Genomic DNA, 23,016 nt, shown 5'->3' with positions numbered 1-23,016 from the left:
CTTTTGGCGACCTCAGGGGCCTCTTCGCGGATAAATCCGGCTCCCACAAGGTAGGTGTTCAGGCTTAAGTGCATCAATCAGATGTTCTGCTCAGCCGCGTGCCGCACGCCAGGCGTCAATCAGGCCGACAAACGTCGCCTGCACCTGCCGGATCAACGCTTCGTCATCAATTTCGCCGGCCATCCAGGCCCGACTGGGCTCCTGGAAAATCGTCCGGCCGACGGCAAAGCCGCGGCAGGTCCGGCTCTGGCTGGCCTGCTGAAAACCCTGCGCCAAGGTCGCGGCCGGCGCGTTCAGGCCCAACAGCACCACGCCTCGGCAATAGGGATCGCGCTCTTGAATCAGCGCATCGAGCTGTTCCCATTCGGCGGCACTTTGCGCTTCGATCTTCCACCAGGCCGGGTAGATATCCAGGTTGTAGAGGCGCTTGAGGGCACGATAGAGCACATCGGGGTAAGTCGAGGGGTGATCCTTGGGCGGGATGATTTCCAGCAGCAATTCATGACCGCTGACCTGCGACGCCTGGTACAGGGCCTTGATCTGCGCTTCCTGTTCCAGACGCAACATGGGCTCGTCATCCGGATGGAATTGCACCAGGCACTTGATGATCTGCTCCTGGGGCCAGGCAATCAGGTTGCTGCCGATGGAACGGCCCTGTTCGAAGGCCAGCGGCCGCGAACCCTGGACTTCCACCGGACGCGCGACCCACCAGCCGCGACCGGTGGCAGCGTTCAACGCATCCTGGCCAAAACGCTGATCGGCCAGCAAACCGACATCCGCCTCGATGCCCTGCTTGCGCAGATCAGCCTCGACCCGCTCCACGGCCTTGATGAACAGCAGCTTGAGTTCACCGATGCTGTTGAGGTCGCGACCGCCCTTGTGGGCCAGCTCCACCAGTTGCCCGCGATGGTCGAAGGCAAAGATAAACAGCTGCCGCCAGGCTTTGCGCGGCACGCTGACCTGATGCAGGCGTTGCAGCGTCATGTCCTGGTCAGGCCGGGTGATCGGCACCGGGCTGTTGAACAGGTAATCGAGTTCGGCGCGGGTCGGCATCGCCGGGGCGCAGGCGTGCCGCGACACCACCAGGCCACCACAGGCATTGGCCAGTTGGCAGCAGCGTTCATCGCTGGCCTGCTCCAGCCAACCGCAGAGGAAGCCCGACATAAAGGCATCGCCGGCGCCCAGCACATTGAGCACTTCGACCCGCACCCCCGGATAAATGGCGCCGTCTTCGAGGCGTGCCGGAATCGCTCCATGAATCACCGTGCAGCCTTGTGCGCCGAGCTTGACCACCAGGGTCGCGGCGCTCAGCCCACGCACGGTGCGCAGCGCGGTGAGCAAGTCCTGGCTGCCGCCGGCGATCAGGAACTCTTCTTCAGTGCCCACGATCAGGTCGAAGCGTGGAAGGATGCTTTGCACATGCTGGCTGACCTGCTGGTCGGCGACAAACCGGGTTGCGCCATCGGCCTTGCCGGCCAGCCCCCAGAGCACCGGGCGGTAGTCGATATCGAGCACGCGGCGGACATTGTGTTTTTCCGCGTAGTCCAGGGCCTGGATACTGGCGTTGTAGACGCTGGCGGTGGAAAAATGAGTGCCGGTGATCAACAAGGCCTTGCTGGAGGCGACGAAGTCCTCGCGGATGTCTTCGGCGCGCAGGGCCATGTCGGCGCAGTTCTCGCGGTAGAACACCAACGGAAAGGTTTCGCGGTCCTTGAGACCGAGCAGCACCATGGCGGTGAGGCGTTCCGGATCGACCGTGATACCGCGGGTGTCGCAACCTTCGCGGGCCAGGGATTCGACCAGGAAACGCCCCATATGGTCGTCTCCCACCCGACTCAACATCGCCGACTTCAGCCCCAGGCGGGCCGTGCCGAAGGCAATGTTGGCGGAGGACCCGCCAAGGTATTTGGCAAAGCTTGAGACATCCTCCAGCCGCGCCCCGACTTGCTGCGCATAGAGGTCGACGCCAAGGCGCCCGAGGCAGATCAGATCCAATTGACGCCCACTGGCAAAACGAGTCTGGCCCATGCTGGCTCCTGTTATTTTTATCAGCCTGCGTTCGCCGCGAGGTAGCCGCGAACACTTTTGGTGTGAGGCCAGACTAGAACGTCCGCCAGAGACATTCAATATATTTTCTATTATTTTTTATATGGAATATATTTTCCATTATACTTGAATGTGACAGAACTTCCGAGGTGGATCGATTCAGCATCGCCCTACCTGACTCCACACTCAAGATTTTATTGGCATCGCCCCTGTAGACTAGGCGCAGCTACCCAGCCACAAGCACACACCAGAAGGATTTTCTATGTCCCGCACCGATCAGCCGGCCATGACCGACAGTGCACCCGAGGGCGATATCGCCAGCCCTCCGATCAATGCCGAGCGTCTGCTGCAACTGATCACCGAGGAATACGAAAGCCTGCCGCGCCAGCTCAAACGCATCGCCACCTATATGAGCCAACAAAGCGACCGGATCATGGTCGACCGCATCAGCGATATCGCCCAGGAATGCGAAGTCCACCCCTCGGCCATCGTGCGCTTTTCCCAGCGCTTCGGTTTCAGCGGTTTCAGTGAAATGCAGGCGTTGTTTCGCCAGGCCTATACCCACAAGACCACGCCGGCACAGAACTACCAACAGCGCATTCGCAGCCTGATCGACAACAAGACGCAGAAAGCCAGCGCCGCCGACCTGGCGCGCGAATGTATCAATGCCACGCTGTCGGGTATTGAACGCCTGGGGTTGGAACTGGACGATCAGGCATTCGACGACGCCGTGGACCTGGTGGTCAATGCCGATAACATTTATGTGGTGGGGGTGCGCCGCTCATTCGCGGTGGCCGATTACCTGGTCTACAACCTGCAGCACACCCACAAGCGCATTCACCTGGTCTCGGGCCTGGGCGGCAGCTATCGCGAGCAGATGCGCAGCGTGCGCGCCAACGACCTGGTGATTGCCATCAGCTTCTCGCCGTACGCCAAGGAAACCCAGCAGTGCCTGCGGATCGCCCAATTGCACCAGGCGAAAACCCTGACCATCACCGACAGCAACCTGTCGCCGCTGGTCAAGCGCGCCAGTACGGCGCTGCTGGTGAATGAGGGCAGCTCGTTCGCCTTTCGCTCGTTGAGTGCGAGCCTGTGCCTGTGCCAGGCGCTGTTTATCGCCGTGGCCTATCGCCTGGAATTGAAGGTGGATGGGATTCACGAGCAGGTCGGCTTCGAGGACTGACCCGGTGGCGACCTGAATACCTAGTCGTCCAACTGCAGGTTCTCGGCCATCAATGCCACCATGTCCATCGGGCTGCGACTGTTGATCACGTTGTAGATCAGCTCGCGTTTACCACGGGGCAATTTTTTTACACAGCTCCTGGCCGATGCCCGCACGGCGTCATCCGTGCCATGGATACGGGCTGCCAGCAGCAGAATCAGAACAGCGTCGGTGAGGGTCATCGAAAACGCACTCGAGCAATCAGGACAGCAGTGTATCGGCTGCGCCTGGGTTTTCTCCACTGCATCTGCGCGCTCTTCGATCGATTGTAGCCTCAGAGTCGCAATCTGCTATTTTCCAGTCTTTCAAATCTGTCCTGCAGCTTGTGGAGCTCCTAATGACAACCCTTTCGCCATCCGCCGAGCGCAAACCGGACCCGCAAGCGGTCTATAGCCCCATCACCAGCAGCGCGATTTTCATCGTCGCCACCTTGGCCCCCGGTGGCGAGGCTGCCGAGAAAGTACGCGGCTGGTGCGAAGATGTCGCCGCCCTGACACGATCCGTGGGCAAGCGTGTGCCTTCCGGCAATTTGTCCTGTGTCTGCGGTTTTGGCTCCAGTGCCTGGGACCGCCTGTTCGGTGGCCCGCGCCCGGCCTCGCTGCACGGGTTTCGTGAAGTCGGTGTAGAGGGCCGGCGCGCGGTGGCGACGCCAGGCGATATCCTGCTGCACATCCGCGCCGATCAGATGGACCTGTGTTTCGAATTGGCCACGCAATTGCTCGCGCCGTTGGGCGATGCCATCGCGGTGGTCGATGAAGTCCAGGGCTTTCGTTATTTCGACATGCGCAGCATGGTCGGTTTTGTCGATGGCACGGAAAATCCGGTCGGTCACGCAGCGGTCGACTTCACCATGGTCGGGGATGAAGACCCGGCGTTTATCAACGGCAGTTATGTGTTGGTACAAAAGTACCTGCACAACATGGCGGCGTGGAACAAGCTGTCCGTCGAAGCACAGGAGCGCATTATCGGCCGCACCAAGCTGTCCGATATCGAACTCGACGAATCGGTCAAGCCGAGCTGTTCCCACAGTTCCCTGACCACCCTCGAGGAGGACGGCCGGGAAGTGAAGATCCTGCGCGACAATATGCCCTTCGGCCGGCCTGGTGCCGGCGAGTTCGGCACCTACTTCATCGGCTATGCGCGCTCGCCCGCCCCTGTCGAGCAGATGCTCGAGAACATGTTTATCGGCCGGCCAGCGGGCAACTACGATCGCTTGCTCGATTTCAGCACCGCGGTCACCGGCGGCCTGTTCTTCGTGCCTTCCGCCGATCTGCTGGAAGAGCTGGCTGGGCGCAAGCCAGCATCACCGTGATGGCGGCGAATAGGCAAATATCAGCTCCACTTGTATGCCATTCGGATCCTCCACGAACAGCTGATGTTCCAACAGGTCAGGCACCACGCGCTCGTTGAACGGCAATCCCTGGTTGAGCAGACGTTGCCGATGACTCTCCAGATCGCTGCCACGGAACGCGACGTGATCAAGCGCGCCCGAGCCCTCTGCCAGGACACGGGTTCCAAGATAGGCGTCAAGCTGCGCACTGCTGTTGTCCAGGTTGGCGATATGCAAAAGCGCGCGACCCGCCGAGTAGAGCCAACTACCCGGGAATGGGAACGCAGGGCGCCAGCCCTCTTCGAGCCCGATGGCATCACGAAAGAACGCCACCGTCTCATCGACTTTGGCCGTGCGCAATGTGAAGTGATCGAGATGTTGAATGGTCATGCTTGATCTCCTGTCGATTGATTGATAAGAACCCCGTTCATTGCTGCGCTTACCGTCGACTTCAGATGCCGTCGCTCATAACGCACCAAGCTGCTTCATCAAGGTCAGGTTGTCTTCGAGGTGCCAGTTCGCGGCAATCTTGCCGTTTTCAATCTGGTAGATATCGGTAGCAATGAAATCCACGGTTTGACCACGACCTTTGATCTCGCCAAAGGTGCCGCTGAAGTGCCCGCGAAAGTGCAGGTGCGCCACCACCCGATCGGCGGCGATGATCATCTGCTCGACCTCGCAACGGAGGTCGGGCACCGCACCACGAAACGCCCGGGAAGCCAGCAAGGGTCCCTCCGGCCCCTGCTTGCGACCCGCTGGCGGGGTCTTGTCGATGAAGTTGTTCGCCAGAGCTTCAAGGGCGAAGCTTTCGTCGCCGCTGTTCCAGAACGTGTCGTAACGTCGGGCGGCGGTTTCCATGATTTCCAGTTGTGCGGGCGCCAGACTCTTGTCGATCACTAATACGCCAGGCTTCACCAGATCGACGGTTGCGGCAGATGCAGCGCCTGCAAGTGTCAGGGCGAAGAACACTGCCGCGACGCGGAAACGGGGCAGGTTGGAATGTTGTTGCATGGTCAGGATTCCTTGATGAAGGGCAAACACGCGAGACCGTGGCGATCCGCTATGGAGAGTGTTGCTCCTTGCCTCAATGATGAGAATATGGCTATTGGTAGATGGATTATTGAATAGGGGTTGAGAATATGTTGGACGACCTCAATGAGCTTCGTACCTTCCAGCGGATCCTGGTCTGCGGCAGCCTGTCAGCGGCAGCCCGCGACCTGGGCGTAGGGCTGGCGGTGGTCAGCAAACGGCTTATGACACTGGAGCGCCGCGCGGGACAGCGGCTGATCAACCGGACCACCCGCACACTGTCCGCGACCAATGAGGGGCTGGCCCTGATTGCCCATGTCGATCGAATCCTCGAGGAGCTGGAGGCGGCGGAGTCGCGCATGACGCAAGGAGGTGAAGAGCCGTTCGGCAGGCTCCGGGTCAGCTCGCCCATTTCTTTCGGGCGGATTCATCTGGTGCCCTTGGTGGCGGAACTGATTGAGCGTTATCCGAAGCTGGATATCGAGCTCAGGCTCGACGACCGCCTGGTTGATCTGACCTATGAACGGATCGATGTCGCGGTGCGTATTGGCCAACCTCGAGACAGCAGCGCGATCCTGCGCAAGCTGGCTGACAACCGGCGGATTCTGGTAGCCGCGCCCACGTATCTCGAACGCCATGGGGAGCCCGGCTGTGCCCAGGATCTGGAGCGGCATGGGTGCCTGCGCTACGACGACCCTTCCCTACCCTGGCGCCTGGAAGGTCCAGACAACGAAGTGATCGATGTCCAACCGCGCTCGCGGCTCCAGGCCAACAGTGGTGATGCGGTGCGCGACTGGGCGATTGGCGGCCACGGGATCATGCTCAAATCCAGTGTCGACGTTGCCGACGACCTGACTGCCGGCCGCCTGGTGCATATCCTGCGTGACTGGCACAGTGCCCCGGCACCGATCTACGCCCTGCTGCCTTCCAGACGTTTTACCCCGAGCAAGACGAAGGTGTTTCTTGATGCGCTCGGTGCTCGGTTGGCGGCTCTTAATGAACAACCATCAGCCTGAAGCGATGACGTATGTCGCAACCACCGGCTAATAGAATTTTCCAACGTAGCGAACGGAGCAACAGGTGTCACACTGTCGACCCAATGGATTTTTCAAAGGAATTGAATTGTCATGACCACACTGGATAACGTTTTTCACAGCCTGCATCAGCATGGACTTCTGGTCCTGGCCAACGTGGCCGATGCCGGCGGGGCGCGCATCGTCGAACGCCTGGGTGGCAAGGCAGTGGCGACCAGTAGCGCGGCCATGGCCTGGTCCCATGGCTACCAGGATGGCAACCAGCTGCCGCTCGACCTGCTGAGCACCACCGTCAAGTCGATGGCACGGGTACTCAGCGTCCCGCTCACGGTGGATATCGAGGCGGGTTACTCGAATGACCAGGAGCAGGTCGGCCAGGTGATCAATGCTGTGAGCATCGCCGAGTTCCTGCACGGCGCCATGGACACATGGGTCCGCAGCTTCCTGGACCACGGCCAGCTCGACACCCACGCCTTGAAAACCCACACCTACGCTGAGCTGAATGCCTTGATGGCGGCGAAAACCGAGTAATTTATTGGCCCATTGCGGACCTGAACTCCCCCGGCGTCGTTCCACTCCAGCGTGAAAACGCCCGAACGAACGCCGGCGGCTCGCTGTAGAAGAGCTTGAAACTGATGGTTTTGATCGAGTCCTCGGAGTGACGCAGCAGGTAGATCGCCCGCTCGAACCGTAGCTTGTCCAGCAACGCGGAATACTGCACCCCCTCCTCCTCCAGATGCCGCCGCAGACTGCGCTCCGAGCAGTTGAGCTTGGTGGCCATGGCGGCGGCGTTCGGATAGAAGTCGATGCAGGCCAGGATGCTGCTCACCCGGCTTTGCCAGGACAACGATGCACGCTCGGCCTGGGCTTCGCGGCACAGTCGTAGATACAGGTGATAAGCGTGCGGATTTCGCCGGGCATTGCGCAGGCAGCCCAGTTCATTGTCGTAGGTGACATAGGTGTAGTCATGACCAAAACTCACCGGGCAATCGAACTCGAGCGGATAGCGCTCCGCATCTTCGGGCTCGGGATAACCAAATGCCACTGCGCGGACATAACCCTCTGCCGCCACGCCAAAGATGTCACGTAACAACTGGCGCGTGCCGAGGATATCGCGGTCGATAAGAAACCGGTACAGAGAGGGCAATCCGCCGGCCTGACGGTATCGGACAGTCGATTGGCCTGTCGCCAGACTACCGATCAGTTCGGGCACGATCCAGGGATTGGACAGCGAATAGAACCGCCGCGACAGATAGCCGGCATGGCCCAGGTCGATCGCGTTTGCCAGCAGCGCGCCCAGCACACCCACGCTATTCACATTGGTCAGTCGACCGAGGTCCAGCCCGGCCGCCGTGCCGCGGTAAAGACGCAGGATGTTCTCGTAGACCCTCTGCTCCTGACGGCTGTTGGGAACCGATTCCGGTAGCGCAAAACTGTCGACATCCAGACCACTCCCCGCCAGCACCTCATGCAACGCATAGCCCCAAGCGTCCATCTGCGCGATGCAGAAGCACAGCGGTGCCTGGCTGGCACGGGGAAACAGGGAAAGGCTCATGGCAGCTCATGCTTCGCACAAAGGGCTATTTAATGTCTTTTTGGCCGGAATAATCAATCATCTGACACGTTCGAACATCGCCTCAATGGGACCGGCTTGGCTTAATGCGCCTGGAGAAAAACAATAATGAGGCAGCGTTCATGAGCAAATCGGTCTTCATCACCGGCGCATCTTCTGGCCTGGGGCGCCAGCTGGCGGGTGAATTCGCCAAACGCGGCTATGACCTGGCGTTGGCAGCCCGTCAACTCGACGTCCTGCAAATCATCAAGTCCGAACTGGAGGAACACCATGGCGTGCGGGTGCGGGTCTATCCGCTGGATGTCAGTGATACCGAACAGGTACGCGACACACTGAATACCGCCAGCGCCGAACTGGGCCAGCTCGATATCGTGGTGGCCAACGCCGGGTTGGGTAGCGACGGACGCATAGGCCGCATCGATTTCGCCAATTCCCGTCAGATGTTCGAAGTCAACGTCATCGGCGCCTGCGCCACCATCGACGCCGCCATCACCCTGTTCAAGAACCAGGGTCATGGCCAGATTGTCGCGATGAGTTCGGTCGCCAGTTGGCGCGGCCTGCCCGGCAGTGGCACCTACAGCGCCAGCAAGGCCGCCGTCAGCGTCTACATGGAGGCCCTGCGTGCCGAATCGCTGGGCAAGAACCTCACCGTGACCGTCATCTATCCGGGCTTTATCGATACGCCGATGAACAACAAGCTCAAGCACCGGCCCTTCCTGCTGTCGCTGGAGGACGGTGGCAAACGGATCACCGATGCCATTGTGCAACGGCGCAAGCGTGCAGTGATTCCCGGCTATCCCTGGCTGCTGCTGCGCCCCCTGCTGAAACTGCTGCCGACCGCGCTGATCGGCAAACTCTTCTGAGCACACGACCATGACCGCCAATATCTGCCAGATCGCGCTGAGCGTGCGCGACACCACCGCATCCCTGCATTTCTACCAGAAACTGTTCGGCCTCAAGCATGTCTTCGGCACCCTGTCCTTTCGCGGCAAGCAGGCCGAGCGGATACAAGGTCTGGCCGGTGTGGCATCGCGGGTCAGTTGGCTGATCGACGACCGGGCGTTCTTCCAGCTGGAACTGTTCGAATTCGAGTCGCCGGTCGCCGCCGCCCTCTCCCCCGAGGACGACGAGCGCGTCGGTTATCGACGCATCCTTGCACGGGTCGATTCGCTGGCACGTTTCGAGGCGCTCGCCCAGTCCCTGGGCATGGCCCTGGAAACCCGCCAGGTTGCCAATCGCCGTTTCATCCGGGATCCGGACGGCATTCTCATCGAACTGATCGAGGACCGCTCGCTGCAAGGGTCGCCCTACCAGTGCAAGCTGACAGGCCTGGGTCTGATTGTCGCCGATTGCGCACACACCGTAGCGGCCTTTGTCGACGGGTTGGCTTTCCAGCGTGGCGACGCGGCTGTTGATCCGGATAACGCTAGCGTCGCCCACGCCCGCCTGAGCAAAGGCGACATGTGGCTGGACATCCGCCAAGCAGCAGCCCCCAAGCCCTGGCCGCCGCGTTACCGACTGAGCGACATCGGCATCATGAACCTGGCCGTCGGCTTCGACAGCCAGGAGGGGTTCAGCGCACTGTTCGAACGGGCGCTCATGGCCGGCTTCGTGCCCAACTACAAACCGCTGGGTCAGGCGGGACTGGTGCAGTGCGTCTACGTCAACGACCCGCAGGGGTTTTCCGTGGAGATGCTGTACTGCTCGCCGCGACTGTACGCCCTGGTCGGCTTCAGCAAGCCGGACTGGAAAGCCCGGTTGTTCAACCGCCAACGCGAGAGGCAGGCCTACAAAGCGCTGGGCACTCGCCGCGACAGTCTCTTCTCGCGGCAGATCAGGACCGAAATCGAGATTGATGCAGCACCCGGCGTGGTGTGGAACTGCCTCGTCGACTTCGAGCGCTACGCGCAGTGGAACCCCATGCTGGAAATCCAGCAGATCGATCACCGCCCCGGCGGCCAGGTGCGCTTCGCGGTCAAGCTGGGCAAGGAACGCAAGGCCTCCTTTCAGGCCCGCATCAGCAGCGACGAAGCACCACACCGTTTCGCCTGGCGTGGCGGCAACCCTTTCACGGTGGCCGGCGAACACTTCTTCCAGCTGATGGAGAACGCCGATGGCTCCACCCGTTTCATCCACGGAGAGCGTTTTTCCGGCCTCTTGCTACCGGCACTCTGGCAGCGCCTGAGCCAATCGAAACGACTCTATCAACGTATGAACGAGGCGCTGAAACAGCGTGTCGACACCGCCCATCAGGAGGTAACAGATGAAAGACTTGAACGGTAAGGTCAGCGTGATCACCGGCGCTGGCGGAGGCCTGGGCCGCGAGCTGGCGATGGCTTGCGCGCGACGGCGAATGAAGCTGGTACTGGCCGATGTCGAAGCCGGCAACCTGGAGACCACCCGCACCTTGATCCAGCAGGAACTCCCTGGCACCGACATCGCCACCCAGCAAGTAGACGTTTCCAAATTCGAGCAAGTTGCCGCGCTGGCGCAACTGGCCATGCAGCGTTTCGGTGGCGTCCATCTACTGTTCAACAACGCCGGCGTGGGCGTCACTGCCCCTATCTGGGAAAACACCGTCTCCGATTGGCAATGGGTCACCAATGTCAATCTGTATGGCGTCGCCTGGGGCGTGAAAGCCTTCACGCCGATCATGCTCGACCAGGGCGAGGGACACATCGTCAATATCGCCTCGGCGGCGGGTTGGATGTACTCGGCCGGCAGTGGCATTTACAACGCCACTAAAGCGGCGGTGGTGGCGCTCTCGGAGAGCTTGGCCAATGACCTGAAAATGGCCCACAGCACGGTCGGTGTCAGCGTGCTCTCACCGGCCTTTTTCCCCACCGGCATCATCGAGGCCGAGCGCAATCGTCCGGCGGAATTCGCCGACGCTGCGGCCGACAGCGAGATGAAGCGTCAGTACGAGGAACGGGTGAGACGCGCGGTGGAAGCCGGCAAGATTTCCGCCTGGGAAATCGCCGAAATAACCCTGAAGGGCGTGGAGGAGAACCGCTTCTACCTCTTTCCCCATGCCTGGGTACCCGGCGCGATAGCCCTGCGCAGCCAACAGGCGCAGGCGGGCATGACAGCTTTCGATCCCCATGCCGGATCAGTCTGAGCAGCGGGCACGAACAATAGGCCCTGGCAATCATGCAGATCGTGGACTCGCCGACGCCACCGGCTCACCTGCTGCTGGGGTGCGATGCGGTGCAATTGCTGAAGGAAAAACTCACGGCGCTGCAGGCTGAAATCCAGCAATGGGAAACGCTTTCGCAAAGTACCGATTTCGCCTGATTTACAACGCCAGTTCCGAGCTGATGGTGTCAATCAATGCCCGGACACGGCGCGGCACGACGTTAACTGGCGGATACACGATCTGCAGCGCCGTCTGGCCGGGCGAATAATCCGGGAGCACCTCCACCAGGCGCCCGGTGGCGATATCGGCCTGGACATCCCAGATGGACTTGTTGCAGATACCGTGCCCGTCCAGGCACCACTGCCTGACCAGCCCACCGTTGTTCGCCACCCGGCGCCCCCGGACTACAACACGGTAGGCCTCGTCCGCCACCCGGAACGTCCAGACCCGATCGATGTTGCTGCCAAAGCGCATGACCAGGCAATCGTGCCGCGAAAGATCGTCCGGATGCCCGGGGACGCCATGGCGTTCAAGGTAACTGGGAGCGGCACAGACAACCCGGCGGTTCTCGCCAATCGGCTTGGAACGTAAGGTGCTGTCGGCGAGGATCCCGTAGCGGATGGCGAAGTCGATCCCCTGGCTGACCAGATCGACAAAGCCATCGGTGAGATTGAGATCGATGGTCACGGCGGGATGCTCGGCCAGGAAACGATCAAGAATCGGCACGATCCGCGCTTGCCCGAGATCGACCGGGGCACTGAGACGGATCAGCCCCGAGACCTTCTGCGTCCCCAGTCGGATGCTGCTTTCCAGCTCATCGGCTTCCGCCAGCAGGCGGCGGGCACCCTCGGCCAGCAAACGGCCCTCGTCGGTCAGGCTGATCGAGCGGGTGGTGCGAGTCAGCAGGCTCGCGCCGTAATAGCCCTCCAGCAGCGCCAGGCGCTCGGACATCGACGCCGGGGACAACCCCAACTCCCGCCCGGCGGCGGACAGGCCGCCCTTCTCGACGATCATCAGGAACAGCGCCAGGTTATCCAGGGTCATTATTCGGAATCTCCGAAATATAATTTCGAATCCTAAGCAATTATCAAACCAATCCGCAATGTCTATCTTCGCCACATCAACCGACTGATCCACTGTTTTTTGCGCAAGGAGAACTCCCATGACACTGACCTCAAGAATGCCGATCCAGATCTGGATCCTGACCCTTTCCGCCTTTGCCATCGGCACCGCCGAATTTCTGATCGCCGGCATCCTGCCCCAGGTCGCCGACAGCCTGAAGATCAGCACCGGCCAAGCCGGCAACCTGATTACCGCCTATGCCCTCGCCATCGTAATCGGCGGCCCCCTCCTGACGTTGTGGCTGGCGCGCTTCGAAAAACGCAACGTACTGATTGCCCTCATGGGGTTGTTTGTCGCTGGCAACCTGATTGCGGCCTTCAGCACCGACTACACGACACTGCTGATCAGCCGCGTGGTCGCCGGTCTGACGCAAGGCCCGTTCTACGGCATCGGCGCGGTCGTGGCGACCCGCATGGTGGCCGATAATATGGCCGGCCGGGCGGTGGGCCAGATGTTCGGCGGCCTGACACTCGCCAACGTCCTCGGCGTACCGGCCGGCGCCTGGATCGGCAATGCCTTCGACTGGCACAGCACCTTTCTCGTCGTGGCCGTCATGGGGGTCATCGCCCTGCTGATGATTGCCGCCACCATTGCCCGCAGCCCCGAAAACAAACCCGCTTCGATACTGACCCAACTGTCGGTTTTCCGTGACCGCAACCTCCTCGCCAGCCTGGCCTTCACCACCCTCGGCTGGGTCGGCTTCATGACGCTGTATGGCTATATCGCTCCGGTTGCCGAACAGATCGCCGGGTTCGACCGCAGCGCGATCACCTGGGTCCTGGTTGTGGTGGGTGCCGGCCTGGTGGTCGGTAACAGCATTGGTGGCCGTACCGCGGATGCCAACCTGCGCCGCTCGCTGAGTGTCTGGCCGCTGGCAATGATCGCCGCACTGATCCTGGTCGGCTTCCTGGCCCCTTACAAATGGCTGTTCCTGGCGGCGGCCTTCATCTACGGCGTGACGACGTTCGCCAATCTGCCCTCCATGCAAATGCGGGTCATGAAGTACGGCGCCAAGGCACCTGAACTGGCGGCGACCGCGAACATCTCGGCCTTCAATATCGCCAATGCCCTGGGCGGATTCATCGGGGGCGCGGTGATCGACAGCCATCTCGGTGCCGCCGCGATCCCGTTCGCGGCGGCCATAGTCCCGGTGTTCGGCCTGCTCTTGATCTGGTCGCAGGAAGCCCGGCTGTCGCTACAGCCGAAGGTGAGCACGGCGGGCTTGGCGCTGGGGGACTGATCCCTTCATCTCCTCGGCGCCTCAACAAAAAATCACTTAAATCTCATAATATGAAATATTTGATAAATCCCTATTTACAGAATTTTTGATTGAGCATAAATTGGACTCCATGGCCCACCTGCCGAAACACGGGCCGCAAAACAAAAAAAAGAGTCCATGCCATGCAAACCGTGCCTGCAACAGAAAACGTCCTGAGCGACGTGATCGACCAACGCCCCATGGGGCGTCTACAGTTCGAATTGATCGGCCTGTGCGTGATCCTCGCCGCTATCGACGGTTTCGACACCCAAGTCATGGGCTTTCTGGTCGGCCCGATGGCTGAATCCCTTGGTTTGCCGGCGGCCAGTTTCGGCCCGGTGTTCGCCAGTACCCTGCTCGGGCTGATGATCGGTGCATTGAGCCTGGCGCCCCTGGCGGACCGTATCGGGCGCAAGAAAGTCCTGCTCGGCTGCGTCGCCACCTTCAGCCTGTTTTCACTCCTCACCGCCATGAGCCACGGCTACGAACAACTGCTGCTGGCGCGCTTTCTCACAGGTCTGGGGCTGGGCGGCGCGATTCCCAACCTGATTGCTCTGGTCTGCGAGTACACCCCCAAACGCCACGCCCGCAGCGCCGTCACCCTGGTGTTTTGCGGCATGCCATTGGGAGCCATGGCGGCGGGTCTGATTGCCGAGCAAGTGTTGCCGGCCTTGGGTTGGCGCGCGGTCTTCATCTGCGGTGCAGTGCTGCCGCTGATCTTCGCCGACCTGTTGTGGCGCAGCCTGCCGGAGTCGGTGGAGTTCCTCTCGCGGACAGCGGCCAACCGCGAGCAAGTGCTCAGGATCGTTTCACGGCTGGTGCCGAGCCTGAAAACCCTGCCGGACTCGCTGTTCAACCGCCCCCTGGCGAAGACCCCACGTATTTCCCCACGCCGCCTGTTCGAACAGGGCATGTGGCGCCGGACGCTGCTGCTGTGGTTGCCCTACGCCATGAACCTGCTGATCCTGTACTCGATCATGAGCTGGGTGCCGACGGTATTGAGCAGTGCCCAACTGCCCGCCCAGACCGGCGTCCAGGCGATCGTCCTGTTCAGCCTGGGTGGCGTCGTCGGCTCGCTGGTACAGGGCCGGTTGATGGATGCCCTGGGCGCCCACCGGGTGTTGATCGGGCAGTTCCTGGCCTATCAAGTGCTGGTTCTGCTGCTGGTGATGCTGCCGCTCACGGCGCCGAGCTTCCTGACCCTGCTGTTGCTGATGGGCCTGCTGATCCAGGGCGCCCAAGCCGGGCTGAACGCCCTGGCCGCCGAACTCTATCCCCAGGAAATCCGCTCCACCGGCATTGGCTGGGCCCTGGGCATCGGCCGGATCGGTTCGATCCTCGGCCCCTTGCTCGGCGGCCTGATGCTCGGCCTCGGCTGGCAGGTCCAGCAAGTGTTCATGGCGGCCCTGATTCCCAGCCTGATTGCCCTGGGTGCGCTGCTGGCGATTCATTTCAGCCAGCGCCGCGACCACGCCTCTCACCCTACCCCGACTTTTTGATCCTTCCAGGAGACACACCATGAAAATTGCCAGCTTCCTCAACCAGGGAATCCCGAGCTACGGCATTGTCGACGGCGATCAGGTGCTCGACCTGCAATCGTTGAAAGCCGAACTGGGCTATGACCTGAAAGCCGCGATCACCCACGGCCTGTTCAGCAGCCTGACACCCGAGCGCCTCGCCGCGTTGCCACGACTGGCCCTCGGCGAAGTCACCTTCATGCCTGTGATCCCCAATCCCGGCAAGGTCCTGTGCATCGGCATCAACTACGCCACCCATGTCCGCGAAACCGGCCGGGACATGCCGACCTATCCGATGATCTTCACCCGCTTCGCCGACAGCCAGGTCGCCCACCAGCAAGCCATCCTGCGTCCCAAGGCCTCGCACAAGCTGGACTTCGAAGGTGAACTGGCGATTGTCATCGGCAAGAAGGCGCGCCATGTCAAAGCCGAAAACGCCCTCGACCATGTGGCCGGTTATGCCTGCTACAACGATGGCAGCGTGCGCGACTGGCAGAAACACACGATCCAGTTCGTGCCCGGCAAGAACTTCCCACAGACCGGTGGTTTCGGGCCCTGGCTGGTGACCGCCGATGAAATCCCCGATCCACAGGCGCTGGAGCTGACCACCCGGCTCAACGGCGAAGTCATGCAGCACACCCCTACCGGCGACATGATTTTCGACGTGCGCAAACTCATCGAGTACTGCAGCACATTCACTGAGCTGGCGCCCGGTGATGTGATCGTCAGCGGCACCACCGGCGGCGTCGGTGCGTTCCGTGAACCACCGGTGTGGATGAAACCGGGCGATGTGGTCGAGGTGGAAATTTCCGGCCTGGGCATTTTACGCAACACCATCGCGGACGAGATCTGAATCATGACTGACACCAATCAACCCGCCGTTGCCGAGACATTGACCGAGGCCCCGGAAAGCGCCGCCGACGCCAAGGGCTCCAGCCTGGAGCGCATGCTCAAAGTGCTGGACCTGTTCACCGAGCACCAACCGGTGTGGACCGTCGACGACTTGGGCGCTGCCATGGGCTTCACCCGCTCGACGATCTACCGCTATGTGCGTGAACTGGCCGAAGTGGATCTGTTGTTCCAGGTCGAAGCCGGTCGTTATGCACTCGGCGCCCGGATCATTACCTGGGATCGGCAACTGCGGGTCAGCGATCCGCTGGTACGCGCGGCCAACCAGCTGTCGAGCGAATTCCCGCAGTGGAGCCCATCACAGGTCTGGCTGACCTGCCGGTTGTTCAAGGACCAGGTGGTCTGCGTGCACCAGAGCGGCAGTATCACCAGTGAAGTCAGCTACACCCGTGGCACGCCACGCCCGCTGTTCCTCGGCGCGACGTCCAAGGCCATTCTCGCCAACCTGGGTTCACGCCAGCACAACCGCCTGTACCTGGAAAAGCACGAAGAAGTCCGGCTCAGCAACCTGGGGCAGAACTGGGAAGAGTTTCGTCGCGCGATGCAGCGCCTGCGCAAGAAAGGCTATGTCGTCTCGCGGGCTGAAGTCGACAGCGGCATCTGCGGGGTCGCGGCGCCGATCTTCGACAGCGACGGCAAGGCCATCGGCAGCATCAGTTGCGTGCGGCTGGACAGCGAATGCGATGCCGCGCGCGATGACGAGTACGGACAGCAAGTCGCGCAATTGGCACAGAAGCTTTCGCAACTCATGCAGGCTTTTTCCGGGCGTCCCCGGCCGTTGGACTGAACAACCTCGGTATCGATCATGACCACTTCCAATATCATCAAGACCGGCGTGCTGATCAGCGGCGCCGGTCCCACGGGCCTGACCTTGGCCAATTATCTGGGTCAGGCCGGCGTGGAGACCTTCATTATCGATCGCAAGCAGAGCACGGTTGGCGAACCGCGGGCTGTCTCGATCGACGACGAATCCCTGCGCACCATGCAAGCCGTGGGCATGGATCAAGCCGTGCTCAAGGACGTGGTGCCGGGCTATGGCGTGCACTACTACACCCGTCCGGGCGGCCGCTGCTTCGGCAAGGTCGAACCGACCTCGACCCTGTATGGCTTTCCCAAACGCAATGCGTTCCGCCAGCCACTGTTCGAGGCAACCCTGCATGAAGGCATGCGGCGCTTCGAAAACCTGCGGGTCGGTTTCGCTCATGAACTGCTGAATGTCGAACAGGATGCCCACGGGGTGACCGCCAGCGTGCGTAACGCCGCCGGCGAAATCCTCACTGTCCACGCCCGCTATCTGGTGGCCTGTGACGGCGGCCGCAGCCCGGTGCGTAAACAGCTGGGCATCGATCTGGTGGGTTCGAGCTTCCAGTCGCGCTGGCTGGTAGTGGACACCGAGCAGGATGACGATCCGTTCTGGCAATGCCGGATGTATTGCGACGCCCGCCGACCGACCGTGGATGTACCGGGGCCGCATCGTACCCGGCGCTTCGAATTCATGCTCAAGGCCGATGAAAGCGACGAGCAGATGCTCGGCGAAGAGCAGCTCAAGGCGTTGCTCAAGCCGTTTCGCGGCGACAAGCCGACCTCGATTGTGCGCAAGACCGTCTACACCTTCCACGCCCGGGTGGCCGAGCGCTGGCGCGAAGGGCGGATCTTCCTGGCCGGCGACGCCGCGCACCTGACCCCGCCCTATGCCGGGCAAGGTATGAACAGCGGTGTTCGCGATGCCCACAACCTGGGCTGGAAGCTGGCCGGCGTATTCAAGGGGCAGCTCGGCAGCGATGCACTGGACAGCTATGAAACCGAGCGCCGCGATCACGCCTGGGCCCTGATCAAACTGGCCCTGGGCCTCGGGGTGGTCATGGCGCCGTCCAGCGTCTGGCGGGCCAACCTGATCAGTGGCGCGTTCCGCCTGATCGGCCTGCTGCCACCGCTGCGCGACTACTTCTTGCAGATGCGCTTCAAGCCCAAGCCACGCTTCACCCAGGGCCTGGTGATCGGCAACGGTAGCAGCGGACAGTTGAGTTGCGGACAGATGTTCCCGCAGCCCCGGGTCGAGGATGCAAAGGGCAATGGCGTACTGCTGGATAAAGTCCTCGGTACCGGCTTCGCCCTGCTGCAATACGCCAGCCTGGCCGAGAGTCGCTTGGGCGCGTTGCAACACCCCCTGTGGGATCGCCTGGAAGCCCGGCGAATCCTGATCCTGCCCAAGGGCAGCCCGCTCGATCCGGCGCACACGGACGCATGGGTCGACAGCCACGGTGCCCTGGCAACGCTACTCGGCGAACCCGCGGGCCAACTGCTGCTGTTGCGGCCCGACCGCTATGTCGCGGCGATTTTCCCGCTCGCCGAAGAGCTGGCGATCGCCGAGGGTTTCGCCGCCCTGCTGGGCATTCAACAGCTCCCTGCCAGTAGCCTGATCGATCGGCTCCCGCTCGACGAACCGTTACTGCGAAATTCACGCTAAGGAGACCGTCATGCACACTTTGCAGACCCAGACCCCTGCGCACCTGCTGTACCTGCACCTCTCCAGCAAGGAGCCGCAGCGCCAGGTCGACTTTTACCAACGCATGCTTGATTTACAGGGCTACCGGCAGGCCGATGGCACCTGGGTGCTGACCGGACCGCAACGCGCCGTGCTGATCAGCCCGGCCGACCACAATGGCTTTCTCGCCGCCGCCTATGGCGTCGCCGACCAGGCCAGCCTCAGCCGGCTGCGGGTCAACCTGCAGGCCCGCGACTGCCAGACCGAAGACGCCCGCTCGCCGCTGCTGGAAGACAACGCCTTCAGCATTCGTGACCCCCAGGGCCGGCAACTGCTGTTCGGCGTCGGCCGCGATATCCCCGACGCCAGCCACCCCGGCATGCCGGGCCGCCTGCAGCATGTGGTGTTCCAGACCACCGAGCTGGAAGCGGTGCTGGACTTCTACGTCAACAAGGTCGGCTTCACTGTTTCCGACGATGTGGTCGATGAAGCCAACGGCGCGCTGATGACCCGCTTCATGCGCTCGGACAACGAACACCATTCCCTGGCGTTCTTCCGCGGCTCAAGAAACGAACTGGATCACCACTGCTACGAAACCAACGAATGGAACGACATTCGCGACTGGGGTGATCGCTTCGCCGCCGAGCGCATCAGCATCTTCTTCGGCCCCGGCCGCCACGGCCCCGGCAACAACCTGTTCTTCATGGTGGTGGATGCCGACCGCAACCGCCTGGAGATTTCCTCCGAGCTGGAAATCACCGGTCCGGAACGCCAGGCCGGGGTCTGGCCGCACTGTGAATACTCGCTCAACTCCTGGGGCAAGGCCTGGATCAGGAGCTGAAGCGCAACGCCCTCAATCCACACGACAAAAACAACAGACAGGTGACCTATGAGCGCTTCATTCACTCAGCAACTGCAAGGTGGCTGGACTCGTTTCATGCACGGCGAATTCGAATGCACGGTCATTACCGACGGCCCCCTGCACATGGGCGCGCCGCATCCGACCTTCATCGGAGCTGATCCGAAGGAAATCGATCAGTTGCTGGAAGACAACTTCCTGCCCAAGGACCGGATGTCACTGAACCAGAATATCCTGATCGTCAACACCGGCAGCCAGCTGGTGCTGTTCGATACCGGCGCCGGGATCAATGCCGAATTCGGCGTCAAGACCTTTGGCGCGCAAACCGGCCAGGCCCTGATCAACCTGCGCGCGGCGGGCATTGATCCGGCGGACATCGATATCGTCGCCCTCACCCACGCCCACCCCGATCATTGCTGGGGCCTGGTGGACGATGACGGTCAATTGCTCTACCCCAATGCGCGGATCGCCATCGACCCGCGCGAGCTGGATTACTGGACCGACCTGAGCATTCTCTCGACGCCCAAGGGCGAAGCGATGAACCCGCACATGCGCGATCACTTCCTCGGCGCGCACAAGAACCTCACCCCCTATGTCGAACGGGAACGCATCATCCTGATCGGTGACGGTTTCCAACTGCTGCCCGGCATCACCGCGGTCAGCACCCCAGGCCATAGTCCTGGCCACACCCTGTACAAGATCGAGAGCCAGGAGCAGACGCTGGTGCTCTGGGGCGACCTGTGTCACCACCAGGTGCTGCTGTTGCAGCGCCCGGAATGGGGTTTCCTGTTCGACTTCGACAATGCGGCCGCCGCCCACACCCGCGTGCGGATCCTCGAAGAAGTCGCGCGCAAACGCTACGCCGTCCTGTCCTATCACTTTCCGTTCCCGGGGCACGGCCACCTGGTCGCCCGCGATGGCGGCTACCGCTGGTTGCCGATCGAATTGCAACTGTATTGAGTCGAGGAATGCCCATGTCCCTGCCAACCGATTCGACAGCCCGCTGCCACTGCGGCCTGATCGATGTTCATGCCCATTGCCTGTCGCCTACCTACAAGACGGCGCTGACCCGGGCCGGCCTGCTGACCCTGGACGGCGGTTACCCAGTGCCCGAATGGTCGCCGGAGAAAGCACTCGCCGTCATGGACGCCGGCAATATCGACACCATGATCCTTTCGGTGTCTTCGCCCAGCGTCGGCTTTCTCAAGGAAAAGCGCGAGCGCGTGGCCCTGGCCCGTGCGGTCAACGAAGACACCGCCGCGGTGATCGAGCAGCACCCCGGCCGTTTCGGCGGCTTCGCGACATTGCCGCTGCCCCACGTCGAGGAATCCCTGGCAGAAATCGCCTATGCCTTCGACACCTTGAAATTCGACGGTGTGGTGATCGAAACCAACGCCGACGGCAAGTACCTGGGCAGCGACGACCTGGCACCGGTTTTCGATGAACTGAACCGCCGCCAGGCCACGATATTCCTGCACCCGACCTCGCCGCAGTGCTTCGACGCGGTCGGCCTGGGCCGCCCGGCACCGCTGTTCGAATTCCCGGTGGACACCGCGCGCACGGTGATCGACCTGGTGTTTTCCAACACCTTCAAGCGCTGCCCGGAGCTGAACCTGATCCTGCCCCACGCCGGCGGTGTGTTGCCGTCGATTGCCCGGCGTATCGCGCTGCTCTCCGGCATGCCGGCGATGAAGCCAGCGCCCAAGCCGGGGAGCGAAGTGATCGAGGAGCTGCAACGGCTGTACTACGACGTGGCGATGTCGGCCAACCAGCCGACCTTCGATGGCCTGCGCACGCTGGCGCCGCTGTCGCAGATCCTGTTCGGCACGGACTTTCCATTCCAGCCGGCCGCCAACGTCCAGGCCAACGTAAACCACTTTCGCGCCCTCGAAGGCTTGAGCGCCGACGAGCACGAAGCCATTGCCCGAGGCAATGCACTGCGCCTGTTCCCGCGTTTGCGCCGCTGAGAACGCCAACGAGCGCCCGGCGCTCATCCCCTTCAAGAGAGCGAAGATCATGAGTTCCAGTCATTACACCGGCTTTGCCGGTCAATACATCGACGGTCGGCAACTCCACGGCGGCAGCGGTCATCTGTTGCTGGACAGCAACCCATACAACGGCGAAGTGCTCGCCGAACTGCAACTGGCCGACCTCGCGGACCTTGAACACGCCTGCCAGGCAGCCCAGGCCGCGCAGCTGGACTGGGCGCGGGCACTGCCCGCCGAACGCAGCGCCGTGTTCCACCGGGCGGTGCAGGTCATGCAGGCACGCCGCGAGGAAATCGTCAGTTGGCTGATCCGCGAAAGCGGCAGCACCCGCACCAAGGCCAATATGGAATGGGCCGCCGTACACGCTGGCATGCTCGAAGCCGCGACCTTCCCCAACCGCGTCGTCGGGCAGATCCTGCCGATCGATATCGCCGACAAGGAAAGCCGCGTCTACCGCAAGCCGCTCGGGGTGATCGGGGTCATCAGCCCCTGGAACTGGCCGATGCACCTGTCGCACCGCTCGATCGCCCCGGCGCTGGCCCTGGGCAACGCCGTGGTGGTGAAGCCGTCGCAGGAAACCCCGATCACCGGCGGCCTGCTGCTGGCGCGCATCTATGAAGAAGCCGGGCTGCCGGCCGGGCTGTTGAATGTGCTGGTCGGCCAGAACAGCGAGATCGGCGATGCCTTCGTCCAGCACCCGACATTGCGCTTCATCTCCTTTACCGGCTCGAACAATGTCGGGCGCCATATCAATGCGCAGATCGCCGCCGCCAGCACCCTCAAGCATGTCGCGCTGGAACTGGGCGGCAACGCGCCACTGGTGGTCCTCGACGATGCCGACCTGGAGCATGCGGTGCATGCCGCGGTCGTCGGGCGCTTCCTGCACCAGGGCCAGATCTGCATGAGCACCAACCGGATCATCGTCGATCACTCGCTCTACAACGACTTTGCCGCATTGTTCGTCGAGCGGGTAGCACGCCTGAAGTTCGGTGATCCGGACGCCGCCGACACGGTGATCGGCCCATTGATCAATCGTCGTCAACTGGACGGCGCCCTGGGGCATATCGAGCGGGCCCGGGCCGATGGCCTGGCACAACTGCTCGGCGCTGGTCCGCAGGGGCTGGTGTTGCCACCCCATGTGTTCGGTCCGGTCGACAATCACTCGGCACTGGCCCAGGCCGAGCTGTTCAGCCCGATTGCGCAACTGATCCGCGCCGACAGCGAAGCGCATGCCTTGAGCATGGCCAACGACACCGAATATGGCTTGAGCAGCGCGGTCTTCACCCGTGACGAAGGCCGTGGCCTGCGCTTTGCCCAGCAGCTTCAGGCCGGGATGGCGCATATCAATGACATCCCGGCCAACGACAGCCCCAACAGCATGTTCGGCGGGGTGAAAAACAGCGGGCTGGGGCGCTTCAACGGTGACTGGATCATCGACGCCTTCACCACCGACCACTGGATCAGCGTGCAACACGCACCGCGTCCCTATCCGTTCTGAGCCGAGGAGT

General features: G+C 62.0%; 23 protein-coding genes. 17 read left to right on the top strand and 6 right to left on the bottom strand.

The annotated features are described in order from the left end of the window. Window positions 1-90: 90 nt before the first annotated feature. Window positions 91-2,028 carry a bifunctional 5-dehydro-2-deoxygluconokinase/5-dehydro-2-deoxyphosphogluconate aldolase gene (locus tag AC07T0_RS14515; protein ID WP_495001839.1) on the bottom strand — a complete coding sequence of 646 codons (1,938 nt, stop codon included), beginning with the start codon at window positions 2,026-2,028 and terminating at the stop codon, window positions 91-93. A gap of 280 nt (window positions 2,029-2,308) precedes the next feature. On the opposite strand from AC07T0_RS14515, the gene AC07T0_RS14510 reads away from it, so the two are divergent. Next, window positions 2,309-3,229 (top strand): MurR/RpiR family transcriptional regulator, encoded by a 921-nt coding sequence (locus tag AC07T0_RS14510; RefSeq protein WP_495001838.1) that lies wholly within the window; start codon window positions 2,309-2,311, stop codon window positions 3,227-3,229. Window positions 3,230-3,249: 20 nt separating this feature from the next. Here the strand turns inward: AC07T0_RS14510 and AC07T0_RS14505 are convergent, their stop codons facing one another. Continuing rightward, entirely contained in the window at window positions 3,250-3,450 is a 201-nt protein-coding gene (locus AC07T0_RS14505) for a DUF7740 domain-containing protein (protein ID WP_495001837.1), read from the bottom strand. A 155-nt stretch (window positions 3,451-3,605) separates the two neighbouring features. Between AC07T0_RS14505 and AC07T0_RS14500 the strand changes: the two genes are divergently transcribed. After that, entirely contained in the window at window positions 3,606-4,580 is a 975-nt protein-coding gene (locus AC07T0_RS14500; RefSeq protein ID WP_495001836.1) for a Dyp-type peroxidase, read from the top strand. On the opposite strand, the gene AC07T0_RS14495 is transcribed toward AC07T0_RS14500, so the two are convergent. Then, window positions 4,572-4,988, bottom strand: a complete 417-nt coding sequence (locus AC07T0_RS14495; RefSeq protein WP_495001835.1) for a VOC family protein — start codon at window positions 4,986-4,988, stop codon at window positions 4,572-4,574. The two genes, AC07T0_RS14500 and AC07T0_RS14495, sit on opposite strands and share 9 nt — an antisense overlap. Before the next feature lie 75 nt (window positions 4,989-5,063). Beyond that, window positions 5,064-5,609 carry an ester cyclase gene (locus AC07T0_RS14490; RefSeq protein WP_495001834.1) on the bottom strand — a complete coding sequence of 182 codons (546 nt, stop codon included), beginning with the start codon at window positions 5,607-5,609 and terminating at the stop codon, window positions 5,064-5,066. Window positions 5,610-5,737: 128 nt separating this feature from the next. Between AC07T0_RS14490 and AC07T0_RS14485 the strand changes: the two genes are divergently transcribed. Both AC07T0_RS14485 and AC07T0_RS14480 read left to right on the top strand, forming a co-directional pair. Further along, window positions 5,738-6,643 carry a LysR family transcriptional regulator gene (locus AC07T0_RS14485; protein WP_495001833.1) on the top strand — a complete coding sequence of 302 codons (906 nt, stop codon included), beginning with the start codon at window positions 5,738-5,740 and terminating at the stop codon, window positions 6,641-6,643. A 111-nt stretch (window positions 6,644-6,754) separates the two neighbouring features. Further along, window positions 6,755-7,192: an isocitrate lyase/phosphoenolpyruvate mutase family protein gene (locus AC07T0_RS14480; RefSeq protein WP_495001832.1), complete on the top strand. Its 438-nt coding sequence runs from the start codon at window positions 6,755-6,757 to the stop codon at window positions 7,190-7,192. Between the two features lies 1 nt (window position 7,193). Here AC07T0_RS14480 and AC07T0_RS14475 read toward each other — a convergent pair whose 3' ends face one another. Further along, window positions 7,194-8,216 carry an AraC family transcriptional regulator gene (locus tag AC07T0_RS14475; protein WP_495001831.1) on the bottom strand — a complete coding sequence of 341 codons (1,023 nt, stop codon included), beginning with the start codon at window positions 8,214-8,216 and terminating at the stop codon, window positions 7,194-7,196. A 140-nt stretch (window positions 8,217-8,356) separates the two neighbouring features. Here AC07T0_RS14475 and AC07T0_RS14470 point away from each other — a divergent pair, with 140 nt between their 5' ends. Genes AC07T0_RS14470 through AC07T0_RS14455 form a run of 4 tightly spaced genes read left to right on the top strand, consistent with a single transcriptional unit; the run spans window position 8,357 to window position 11,528 of the window. Next, window positions 8,357-9,097: an SDR family oxidoreductase gene (locus tag AC07T0_RS14470; protein ID WP_495001830.1), complete on the top strand. Its 741-nt coding sequence runs from the start codon at window positions 8,357-8,359 to the stop codon at window positions 9,095-9,097. Window positions 9,098-9,107: 10 nt separating this feature from the next. After that, window positions 9,108-10,517: an SRPBCC family protein gene (locus AC07T0_RS14465; RefSeq protein WP_495001829.1), complete on the top strand. Its 1,410-nt coding sequence runs from the start codon at window positions 9,108-9,110 to the stop codon at window positions 10,515-10,517. Then, window positions 10,498-11,352, top strand: coding sequence for an SDR family NAD(P)-dependent oxidoreductase (locus AC07T0_RS14460; RefSeq protein ID WP_495001828.1), 855 nt, complete (start codon window positions 10,498-10,500; stop codon window positions 11,350-11,352). The genes AC07T0_RS14465 and AC07T0_RS14460 overlap by 20 nt, the downstream gene beginning before the upstream one ends. Window positions 11,353-11,384: 32 nt before the next feature. Continuing rightward, the gene (locus AC07T0_RS14455; RefSeq protein WP_495001827.1) at window positions 11,385-11,528 is read left to right on the top strand and encodes a hypothetical protein; all 144 of its coding nucleotides are present in this window, start codon (window positions 11,385-11,387) and stop codon (window positions 11,526-11,528) included. A 1-nt stretch (window position 11,529) separates the two neighbouring features. Here AC07T0_RS14455 and AC07T0_RS14450 read toward each other — a convergent pair whose 3' ends face one another. Continuing rightward, on the bottom strand, window positions 11,530-12,414 hold the full coding sequence (locus AC07T0_RS14450) for a LysR family transcriptional regulator (RefSeq protein WP_495001826.1): 885 nt from the start codon (window positions 12,412-12,414) through the stop codon (window positions 11,530-11,532). A gap of 118 nt (window positions 12,415-12,532) precedes the next feature. On the opposite strand from AC07T0_RS14450, the gene AC07T0_RS14445 reads away from it, so the two are divergent. From AC07T0_RS14445 to AC07T0_RS14405, 9 genes are all read left to right on the top strand, one after another. Beyond that, window positions 12,533-13,732: an MFS transporter gene (locus AC07T0_RS14445; protein WP_495001825.1), complete on the top strand. Its 1,200-nt coding sequence runs from the start codon at window positions 12,533-12,535 to the stop codon at window positions 13,730-13,732. A 161-nt stretch (window positions 13,733-13,893) separates the two neighbouring features. Then, entirely contained in the window at window positions 13,894-15,249 is a 1,356-nt protein-coding gene (locus AC07T0_RS14440; protein WP_495001824.1) for an MFS transporter, read from the top strand. Between the two features lie 19 nt (window positions 15,250-15,268). Continuing rightward, entirely contained in the window at window positions 15,269-16,120 is an 852-nt protein-coding gene (locus tag AC07T0_RS14435; RefSeq protein ID WP_495001823.1) for a fumarylacetoacetate hydrolase family protein, read from the top strand. Between the two features lie 3 nt (window positions 16,121-16,123). Next, entirely contained in the window at window positions 16,124-16,963 is an 840-nt protein-coding gene (locus AC07T0_RS14430; RefSeq protein WP_495001822.1) for an IclR family transcriptional regulator, read from the top strand. A gap of 18 nt (window positions 16,964-16,981) precedes the next feature. Beyond that, on the top strand, window positions 16,982-18,643 hold the full coding sequence (locus AC07T0_RS14425) for a bifunctional 3-(3-hydroxy-phenyl)propionate/3-hydroxycinnamic acid hydroxylase (protein WP_495001821.1): 1,662 nt from the start codon (window positions 16,982-16,984) through the stop codon (window positions 18,641-18,643). A gap of 10 nt (window positions 18,644-18,653) precedes the next feature. After that, window positions 18,654-19,502 (top strand): VOC family protein, encoded by an 849-nt coding sequence (locus tag AC07T0_RS14420; protein WP_495001820.1) that lies wholly within the window; start codon window positions 18,654-18,656, stop codon window positions 19,500-19,502. 48 nt (window positions 19,503-19,550) lie between these two features. Continuing rightward, entirely contained in the window at window positions 19,551-20,480 is a 930-nt protein-coding gene (locus AC07T0_RS14415) for an MBL fold metallo-hydrolase (protein WP_495001819.1), read from the top strand. A gap of 14 nt (window positions 20,481-20,494) precedes the next feature. After that, entirely contained in the window at window positions 20,495-21,487 is a 993-nt protein-coding gene (locus tag AC07T0_RS14410; protein WP_495001818.1) for an amidohydrolase family protein, read from the top strand. Window positions 21,488-21,536: 49 nt separating this feature from the next. Further along, window positions 21,537-23,006, top strand: coding sequence for an aldehyde dehydrogenase family protein (locus AC07T0_RS14405; protein WP_495001817.1), 1,470 nt, complete (start codon window positions 21,537-21,539; stop codon window positions 23,004-23,006). The last annotated feature ends 10 nt before the right edge of the window (window positions 23,007-23,016 follow it).

The sequence above is a fragment of the Pseudomonas sp. GW821-FHT04D07 genome (assembly GCF_059420225.1).
This window is presented reverse-complemented; position numbering and strand designations above follow the sequence as displayed.

Bases quoted from the DNA above. Each gene is read 5' to 3' on its own strand.
- AC07T0_RS14460 (WP_495001828.1), top strand. From the start codon at position 10,498: ATGAAAGACTTGAACGGTAAGGTCAGCGTGATCACCGGCGCTGGCGGA.
- AC07T0_RS14510 (WP_495001838.1), top strand. From the start codon at position 2,309: ATGTCCCGCACCGATCAGCCGGCCATGACCGACAGTGCACCCGAGGGC.
- AC07T0_RS14415 (WP_495001819.1), top strand. From the start codon at position 19,551: ATGAGCGCTTCATTCACTCAGCAACTGCAAGGTGGCTGGACTCGTTTC.
- AC07T0_RS14470 (WP_495001830.1), top strand. From the start codon at position 8,357: ATGAGCAAATCGGTCTTCATCACCGGCGCATCTTCTGGCCTGGGGCGC.
- AC07T0_RS14430 (WP_495001822.1), top strand. From the start codon at position 16,124: ATGACTGACACCAATCAACCCGCCGTTGCCGAGACATTGACCGAGGCC.
- AC07T0_RS14410 (WP_495001818.1), top strand. From the start codon at position 20,495: ATGTCCCTGCCAACCGATTCGACAGCCCGCTGCCACTGCGGCCTGATC.
- AC07T0_RS14465 (WP_495001829.1), top strand. From the start codon at position 9,108: ATGACCGCCAATATCTGCCAGATCGCGCTGAGCGTGCGCGACACCACC.
- AC07T0_RS14515 (WP_495001839.1), bottom strand. From the start codon at position 2,028: ATGGGCCAGACTCGTTTTGCCAGTGGGCGTCAATTGGATCTGATCTGC.
- AC07T0_RS14435 (WP_495001823.1), top strand. From the start codon at position 15,269: ATGAAAATTGCCAGCTTCCTCAACCAGGGAATCCCGAGCTACGGCATT.
- AC07T0_RS14405 (WP_495001817.1), top strand. From the start codon at position 21,537: ATGAGTTCCAGTCATTACACCGGCTTTGCCGGTCAATACATCGACGGT.
- AC07T0_RS14485 (WP_495001833.1), top strand. From the start codon at position 5,738: ATGTTGGACGACCTCAATGAGCTTCGTACCTTCCAGCGGATCCTGGTC.
- AC07T0_RS14425 (WP_495001821.1), top strand. From the start codon at position 16,982: ATGACCACTTCCAATATCATCAAGACCGGCGTGCTGATCAGCGGCGCC.
- AC07T0_RS14420 (WP_495001820.1), top strand. From the start codon at position 18,654: ATGCACACTTTGCAGACCCAGACCCCTGCGCACCTGCTGTACCTGCAC.
- AC07T0_RS14495 (WP_495001835.1), bottom strand. From the start codon at position 4,988: ATGACCATTCAACATCTCGATCACTTCACATTGCGCACGGCCAAAGTC.
- AC07T0_RS14455 (WP_495001827.1), top strand. From the start codon at position 11,385: ATGCAGATCGTGGACTCGCCGACGCCACCGGCTCACCTGCTGCTGGGG.
- AC07T0_RS14450 (WP_495001826.1), bottom strand. From the start codon at position 12,414: ATGACCCTGGATAACCTGGCGCTGTTCCTGATGATCGTCGAGAAGGGC.
- AC07T0_RS14475 (WP_495001831.1), bottom strand. From the start codon at position 8,216: ATGAGCCTTTCCCTGTTTCCCCGTGCCAGCCAGGCACCGCTGTGCTTC.
- AC07T0_RS14500 (WP_495001836.1), top strand. From the start codon at position 3,606: ATGACAACCCTTTCGCCATCCGCCGAGCGCAAACCGGACCCGCAAGCG.
- AC07T0_RS14445 (WP_495001825.1), top strand. From the start codon at position 12,533: ATGACACTGACCTCAAGAATGCCGATCCAGATCTGGATCCTGACCCTT.
- AC07T0_RS14505 (WP_495001837.1), bottom strand. From the start codon at position 3,450: ATGACCCTCACCGACGCTGTTCTGATTCTGCTGCTGGCAGCCCGTATC.
- AC07T0_RS14490 (WP_495001834.1), bottom strand. From the start codon at position 5,609: ATGCAACAACATTCCAACCTGCCCCGTTTCCGCGTCGCGGCAGTGTTC.
- AC07T0_RS14480 (WP_495001832.1), top strand. From the start codon at position 6,755: ATGACCACACTGGATAACGTTTTTCACAGCCTGCATCAGCATGGACTT.
- AC07T0_RS14440 (WP_495001824.1), top strand. From the start codon at position 13,894: ATGCAAACCGTGCCTGCAACAGAAAACGTCCTGAGCGACGTGATCGAC.